Here is a 7,545-nt window from a genome sequence, read left to right as displayed (position 1 = left end):
AAATTTTGGAATATCAGTACAATTTGTAGCACAAATGATAAATGCACAATAGTAAGCTCGGACTACGATAAAAACTGTGTCGAAGATTGCAAAAACCCTGTCTATTTACATGGACAAGTGGTTTTTCGAGACTTAACAAATGCTGTTGTGTGCCCGCCAAACTACAAGTTTGGTAAAGCGATGAATGATCGATGCCTATTGATTGAACAATCAACAATTAAACCAACGTCACAAACTGTTGAATCATTAAAAGAAAACAACCACATTGAAGTAAACTCTTTTGTTTTAGATTAAACAAACTCTCTTTCAACATTCATCACCCTTGCATCCACCGTACGTTCTAGCTTTTCCTCAATTTGACTACATTGCGACTCGACCTCACGTTTAGACAGTCCAACGATCACAAACGCCTATTCACTGCCATCATGACGTAAGCCTAAAACAAACCACTTTGCGATATTTACCTACAAAAAAAGCAAGTCTTGCGACTTGCTTTTTTAATACTATCTAACGAACTGCTTACTGCTAAATACTTTATTTAATAGCCGCCTGATAGATTGGCATCACTTCAGGCAATAAGGCTTCAATCTTAGCGATACGCTGACCAGAGTTTGGATGCGTAGATGTCAACGTAGCTAAAGTGCTGCTACGACCATTTTCGGCTTCCATTTTTTCCCATACTGTAACTGCAGATTCTGGATTATAGCCTGCTTGCGCCATCAAACGTAAACCACCCGCATCAGCTTCTGACTCTTGACTACGAGAAAACGGCTTATCAATACCTAAGTCACTAATTAAACCTAGCGAATCATCACTTAATCCTGTTTTTGACTGTAGTTGCGCACCACCTAACTGCATCGCTAAACCAGTTAGAACCTTTTGCCCTGCGTCCTTTTTACCGTGCTCAGCTAATGCATGGGTCATTTCATGTCCCATAATGGCAGCGATTTCTGAATCAGTTAACTTTAGCGTCTCTACAATACCTGTGTAAAAAGCCATTTTGCCACCAGGCATTGCCCAAGCATTTAGTTCAGGCGACTTGATAACCGTAATTTCCCAATCAAAAGGTACACCTGTTGTATTAGCCTGAACCGCATAAGGCTTGATACGGTTAAACACTTTTTTGACTCGAATGGCGGTCGAAGAAGTATTGTCTACTGCGCCTTGACTACTGGCTTGAGAAACCACTTGAGAATAGCTTTTTGCCGCATCACTGTTTAGGCTAGCAGTATCATACCCTGCCATATCAGCTACTGTAGTACAGCCCACCAAAGTAGTAATAGTGGTTAGCAATAGAGCATTTTTCATTTTATTAAAAGTCGTCATCATACGTCCAAGTTAAAAAGTACAGTTGAATCAGATAACTAAATAAAGGTAACAAACTAAGAATGTCACCAATATGTAAGTATTGTGTCTGAATTACTGAAAGAGATTATCACTGTATAAAACAAAAGTCCATTAAATTAATAAACTATCATTTAGCGATGCAAAATTGCTACCCAAAGAGCACTTTGGAACAAGGCCTAGTTATATAAAACCTCTTTTCATATTCATTTTTTTCATACTTATACGCTATCTCTCTTTGCCAAAAAATCTTATACTTTATCTTAGCTTTCAATATAATGTCATAATATCTGCTCATGACATCTATACCCTTTATAATAGCGTATCAATACCAACCAACTTGCGTATCTAGCCCATGACTTCAATCAGTTACGTACAGCAGCAGCACATTACTCGACTATGCGTGCGCTGCGGACTACTCCTTATGCAATATGGTGCTGAGTCTGCCGTAGTGGTGGATTTATCCAAACGCCTAGGCATCGCATTAGGGATGAATAGCGTAGAATGTTCGCTCAATTTTAATGCGCTAACGCTAACCACCATCTGTGATGAGCGCTGTATTACCACCACCAGAGACACAATCAATCAAAGCATTAATGTCAATTTATTGGTTCAAATCCAGCAAATTGTCAATAAAACTGAAGCGGCAACCAACAATAACGAGCTTATCGACCTCACCACCACTGCCTTTGATAAACTAGATAAGACGGTTTATCCAACATGGATCGTATGCGTTTTTGTGGGTGTGTCTTGTGCTGCATTTGCTTATCTTAATGGTGGTAGTTGGGCCATTACAGCTGTGACTTTTATCGCTGGTATGGTCGCAATGTTTACGCGTATTTATCTGTCCAAACATCATTTTAATCCGTTTATTACCATTATTGTGACGGCATTTATCGCATCGCTGATTGGATCAACGACTTACTATTTTAATGTGGGTGATAGTGCCGATATCGCGGTTGCCTCTAGTGTGCTACTGCTAGTGCCAAGTTTTCCGCTCATCAACTCCCTATCAGATATCTTAAAAGGTTATGTCAATATTGGGATTGGACGTGCGGTCTTTGCCTATATGCTGACGCTATCCTCTTGCGTGGGTATTGTGATGGCTTTGATCTTGCTGCAAATACAGCACTGGGGATTTTGATATGTGGCTGATTAAAACGATTGTGCTGTCCAGTATCATCACCCTTGGCTGGACACTGATGTTCACCGTACCTAGACGCTATATCTTGCCTTGCTTGCTCATGACCGGTTTTGGGTTTGGGCTAAAAACCGCCCTTGTCCATCAGCATATCCATCTCGTGGTTGCTAGCTTTTTTGGCGCCATGCTTGCTAGCTTTTTGGGTGTGTATTTTTCTAAAAAGTATACTCTGCCCCCAAAAGCACTCATTTCGCCAAGTGTGATTTGTATGATGCCCGGTATCGCCGCGTATAAGGCAATGGTCAGTATGGTGCAGATTGGCTATTTTGGCTATTCAGATGCACTGTTTAGTCAAATGATGGTTTATTTATTTGAAGCTTTATTTGTCACTTCTGGATTGGTGCTGGGTTTATCCATTCCTGGACTGTTATTTTATAGACGTCGTGCTATTGTTTAGGTGAGTTTAAATATATAAATACCTAACTATTTCTGACTAAATAATACTCATATCTAAGTGATTCAACCCACCTTGAGCATAAAAACTTGTAAGATGAATGATAGTACCCATTACAGTAGAGTCCAAAACAATCATATTCAAAACAATACACTTGAAAACTGCACCAACAATCACTTAATAAAGAGACCCCATTATGACCAAACATTATGACTATATCGCCATCGGTGGCGGCAGCGGCGGTATTGCCTCAATCAACCGCGCCGCAAGCTATGGCAAAAAATGCGCCATTATCGAAGCCAATCAACTGGGCGGTACTTGTGTAAATCTAGGCTGTGTCCCTAAAAAGGTAATGTGGTATGGCGCACAAGTTGCTGAAGCCATTCATAAGTTTGCTCCAGATTATGGTTTCGATGTAGATGTTAAAGGTTTTGATTTCCCAAAACTGGTACAGAGCCGTCAACAATACATCGAAAACATTCACCGCTCATATGACAACAACTTGGCCAAAAATGGCGTTGAAGTCATCAAAGGCTTTGCAAAATTTGTCGATACCAATACCGTAGAAGTAAATGGCGAACTGATTACCGCTGATCATATTTTGATTGCCACAGGTGGTCACCCGATTCAACCAAATATCAAAGGCGCAGAATACGGCATCGATTCTGATGGTTTTTTTGCGTTGAATCATTTGCCAAAACGCGTGGCGATTGTAGGCGCAGGATATATCGCTGTCGAAATCGCAGGTGTGCTAAACAGTCTAGGCGCTGAAGTGCATCTGTATGTACGCAAACACTCGCCACTACGGGCATTTGATCATACTATCGTAGAAACCTTGCTGATAGAAATGGAGCAGTCCGGCATTCAACTACATACCAACACAGTGATAAGCGAAGTCAACAAAAATGACGATGATAGCCTGAACTTATCTACCAATGACGGCGGTGAGGACTGTATCGAGACAGTAGACTGTTTAATCTGGGCGATTGGTCGTGCGCCTTCTACAGACAATATCAATCTGCAAGTCACTGGCGTCGCGACGACTGAGACGGGCAAAATCAAAGTTGATAAATTCCAAAATACCAATATCGATAACATCTATGCCGTTGGTGATATTATCGAAAACAGTGTTGACTTGACGCCAGTGGCGATTGCCGCAGGTCGCCGCTTGTCAGAGCGCTTGTTTAATGATAAGCCTAATGAACACCTAGACTATACCTTGATACCGACCGTTATTTTTACCCATCCTGCTATCGGTACCATTGGCTTATCAGAAATTGATGCTGTTAATCAATTTGGTAAAGAAAATATTAAATGCTACTCTTCAACGTTTACCGATATGTATAGCGCCGTCACCCAACATCGCCAAAAATGTACTATGAAGCTTGTGTGCTTGGGCGAGGAAGAAAAGGTCATTGGCTTACATGGTATTGGTTTTGGCGTCGATGAGATGATTCAAGGATTTGCTGTCGCTATTAAAATGGGCGCAACTAAAGCTGATTTTGACAATACGGTTGCCATTCATCCAACTGGCTCAGAAGAGTTTGTGACGATGCGTTAGTTGATGAAGCACTCATTTTATAAGCTAGTGTTGCAAAAAGGCTACTCTTAATAGAGTAGCCTTTTTCAGTTTGGGCTGCATAACCCAAACAATGAGATGGTTTATCTTATCGATTCACTATAAAACCACTCTTTAAGTTTCGCATGGCTCACCTTCCCCGTCTTTGTTATGGGTAACTCATCCATCAATACAATCTGTTGAGGCATCTGATACCGTGCCAGCTTAGGCTTCAACCACTGCATCAGTTGCAAAGCGGTGATTGACTCACTATTCCTTGAAAAAACGTTTGAATCTACCAAGCCAACAAAAGCGACGAGCCGCTTACCAAATTCATTATGGTCTATCGCAATAACGGCAACTTGTCCAATATGTGTGTGCTGTCTAAGCGCATTTTCAATGTCTAGCGGATACACGTTTTCACCACCAGATACGATCATGTCATCGGCACGGCCTTTTAGAAACAGATAACCTTCTACATTACAAGAGACCAAGTCACCTGTACTAATATAGTTGGTCTCGCTGATATTTTCAGCAGTATGGGTGATGGCGTTATTGTCCATTGACCATGCAGTACCTAGGCTCAAAACACCAATAGCGTCATCGGCCGACCGCGTTTGATTGGCAGTACTTGAGTTGGCCTCAATCGGTAATACTTTCAAACGTACACCTTTAATCGTTTTACCAACACTATCAGGATAACGGTGCAAATCAGCTGGAGTCGCCATAACGCCAAAACCTGATTCTGAGGTACCATAGAGATTGAATAAAGTATCACCAGTATGAGCCAAAGTCTGTGTCGCAAGATTGGCGTCGAGCTTAGCGCCACCTGAGATTATCCGCTTAACAGAACAGAAAGTTGAATGATAAAGAGTTAAGTTATGAGTAGCGTCTTTGGCTTCTATACTGCTGAGCTGGTCATATTTGCGCTGCTTGAGTGTGTCTTCATCAAGCAAACGCTTGAGCATAGTCGGCACTAAAATAAGCGTTTCAATCTGATGATGGTAAATCAGGTGACTGGCTTCAGCACTGTTAAATTTATCACTGAGAAAGATACGAGCAGACAGCAGTACTGAAATAATAAGCGCTGACAATCCATAGCCATGATAGAAAGGCACGGCAATATAGACAGAATGATATTTAGCCAGTTCTACTTTATTTAACAATGCCAAAAACGGCATCAGCATCGCAAGCGGTGACGGCTCACGTTTGGCAAATTTGACACGACCACTGGTACCGCCTGTCAGTACATTTATTTTACCTGATGACTGGCGTGCGAGTTTATGGCCGTTATTTTTACGCTTAGTTCGCCCTCGCTGAGTATCATGTTTTACTTTTTCTAAGTTTGCTATAAGAAACTGGTTTAATTCTTTGGTACTAACCACTATTGGCGCTGTCTCTAATTTGAGCGCTGACAGCTTTGAGACGATGCTAACAAACTCATCATCACAGATCAGCATATCGTATGCTTGTTGCTGGATAATTTGCTCGATTTGATCATGGCTCATATCCGTATTGAGCAGCGTGATATCAGCACCAGTGCGTGCAGCGGCAAATAAAACTAAAACGCTACTGCTATGATTAGCGCAAAGTAACGCCACGTTTGCTTTATGGCCTGAATGACTGCTGGCCTTAGCATACCGGCCCATCTGTAATTTTTCATTGAGATAAGCAGCTAGTGATAGCGCTAATTCGTAACTCTGTTGATAGCTGTACTTCTGATTTAACGTGTTTCTATTGGGTGCAACATGGCTAGCAAATTCGAGCAATACCATCAGATTTTCGCCATGCTTATAAATAGATCTAATGACACAAAAAATGCCTTTCGGTGTTAGCAGGCCGATACGATACAGGTTGCGAATACTAGTAAATATCCAGCTCAATAATGAAGGCGATGTTGACTGACTGTCTTCGCCCTTATTATGCTGCTTATCACTCTGATCACGATGGCTATGTTGATAGCTGTTAGACATTGATAAATCTCTACTTTCAATTTAATACCAGTTTAATCAGCGTGACTGATGACGATAATAACTGCGAACACAAAACTCTAATGGTCGTTTGAATAGCAAGGCTAAAATTTCGATAGGATATAACCACCAAGGTTTAAAGCTGGATTTTTTATGAATAATCAGACGACCAATCACAGCTGCGACTTGCTCAGTAGTCATGGTAGGTGCTGATTGGTAGATAGCCGTTGGCGCGATCATACGAGTGCGAACCAGTGGCAAATACAATGTGCTGGTCGTTATTTTTTGCGCATATAGTTCTGGTGCTACTGAACGAAACCACTGATCAAAAGCAGACTTAGAGGCTTGATAAGCAGACCACTTAGGCATTGGCGGTAGTAATACATTGAGTGCGGATACATTGATGATTTGCCCTTGATTGATACCAAGCTGCGGTATCAAACCTAAGCATAATTTGACAGGAGCTAGGTAATTCAGACTAATAGTGCGTTCATAGTCATGACCACGATCAAGCGAATCCATGACAGAGCGCATGATCGACTTGCCAGCATTATTAATAAAAATGTCTACGCTAAGCATGTGCAAAAAATGCATGAAGCGTTTGAGTGATTTATCATCTCTTAAATCTATTGGATAGATACTGACCGATGCACCAGTTTTATGGATATGAGCTTGTACCTGCTCTAATTTTTCCGTGGTTCTACCGACCAATATTAAGCTAATAGGCATGTTATTAGCTGTACCCAAGCTTGCCAACAGGTAAGCAAGTTGCTCACCAATACCATAGCTTGCACCTGTGATTAGTATGGTCTTACCAGCTAGCTCATGAGCCAATCGCTGTTTTTCTTTACTGGATAAATTACGGCTTGGAAAGAGCAGTCTCTCAAACAGTCTAGTGCTCAACCGTTGCTTATGGATTTTGTCTGTATGTGGGCTGTACTGGTTCATAATGAATCAATAATGTGAGTTATATTAATGTGAGTTATATTGAGTATGCGCTATTAGAGCATGTCATCAATTAGTAGATTAATGCAATTTATGACACGCCCTAGTTTTATAAATTATTTAATTCTCACAT

The 7,545-nt window shown here is 41.1% G+C and carries 7 protein-coding genes; 4 read left to right on the top strand and 3 right to left on the bottom strand.

The features are described 5' to 3' along the window. A partial coding sequence (locus ACT3SX_RS12600) for a hypothetical protein (RefSeq protein ID WP_444761769.1) occupies positions 1 to 294 on the top strand: 294 nt, incomplete at its 5' end. A 240-nt stretch (positions 295 to 534) separates the two neighbouring features. On the opposite strand, the gene ACT3SX_RS12595 is transcribed toward ACT3SX_RS12600, so the two are convergent. Beyond that, positions 535 to 1,308, bottom strand: a complete 774-nt coding sequence (locus tag ACT3SX_RS12595) for a M48 family metallopeptidase (RefSeq protein WP_225739294.1) — start codon at positions 1,306 to 1,308, stop codon at positions 535 to 537. A gap of 391 nt (positions 1,309 to 1,699) precedes the next feature. Between ACT3SX_RS12595 and ACT3SX_RS12590 the strand changes: the two genes are divergently transcribed. The 3 genes from ACT3SX_RS12590 (at position 1,700) to gorA (ending at position 4,500) form a co-directional block, all read left to right on the top strand. Next, positions 1,700 to 2,488 carry a threonine/serine exporter family protein gene (locus tag ACT3SX_RS12590; RefSeq protein WP_192520403.1) on the top strand — a complete coding sequence of 263 codons (789 nt, stop codon included), beginning with the start codon at positions 1,700 to 1,702 and terminating at the stop codon, positions 2,486 to 2,488. A gap of 1 nt (position 2,489) precedes the next feature. After that, positions 2,490 to 2,942: a threonine/serine exporter family protein gene (locus ACT3SX_RS12585; protein WP_192520402.1), complete on the top strand. Its 453-nt coding sequence runs from the start codon at positions 2,490 to 2,492 to the stop codon at positions 2,940 to 2,942. 193 nt (positions 2,943 to 3,135) lie between these two features. Then, positions 3,136 to 4,500 (top strand): glutathione-disulfide reductase, encoded by a 1,365-nt coding sequence (gene gorA / locus ACT3SX_RS12580; RefSeq protein WP_192520401.1) that lies wholly within the window; start codon positions 3,136 to 3,138, stop codon positions 4,498 to 4,500. 101 nt (positions 4,501 to 4,601) lie between these two features. Here the strand turns inward: gorA and ACT3SX_RS12575 are convergent, their stop codons facing one another. Beyond that, the gene (locus ACT3SX_RS12575; protein WP_192520400.1) at positions 4,602 to 6,470 is read right to left on the bottom strand and encodes an AMP-binding protein; all 1,869 of its coding nucleotides are present in this window, start codon (positions 6,468 to 6,470) and stop codon (positions 4,602 to 4,604) included. 36 nt (positions 6,471 to 6,506) lie between these two features. After that, positions 6,507 to 7,415, bottom strand: coding sequence for an SDR family NAD(P)-dependent oxidoreductase (locus ACT3SX_RS12570; protein WP_192520399.1), 909 nt, complete (start codon positions 7,413 to 7,415; stop codon positions 6,507 to 6,509). Positions 7,416 to 7,545 lie beyond the last annotated feature (130 nt).

The organism is Psychrobacter sp. AOP31-B2-9, from assembly GCF_052378005.1.
Lineage (GTDB): Bacteria > Pseudomonadota > Gammaproteobacteria > Pseudomonadales > Moraxellaceae > Psychrobacter.
This window is presented reverse-complemented; position numbering and strand designations above follow the sequence as displayed.

Excerpts from the sequence above, each read along its gene's own strand:
- ACT3SX_RS12595 (WP_225739294.1), bottom strand. The coding sequence starts at position 1,308 with ATGAAAAATGCTCTATTGCTAACCACTATTACTACTTTGGTGGGCTGT.
- ACT3SX_RS12590 (WP_192520403.1), top strand. The coding sequence starts at position 1,700 with ATGACTTCAATCAGTTACGTACAGCAGCAGCACATTACTCGACTATGC.
- ACT3SX_RS12585 (WP_192520402.1), top strand. The coding sequence starts at position 2,490 with ATGTGGCTGATTAAAACGATTGTGCTGTCCAGTATCATCACCCTTGGC.
- gorA (WP_192520401.1), top strand. The coding sequence starts at position 3,136 with ATGACCAAACATTATGACTATATCGCCATCGGTGGCGGCAGCGGCGGT.
- ACT3SX_RS12575 (WP_192520400.1), bottom strand. The coding sequence starts at position 6,470 with ATGTCTAACAGCTATCAACATAGCCATCGTGATCAGAGTGATAAGCAG.
- ACT3SX_RS12570 (WP_192520399.1), bottom strand. The coding sequence starts at position 7,415 with ATGAACCAGTACAGCCCACATACAGACAAAATCCATAAGCAACGGTTG.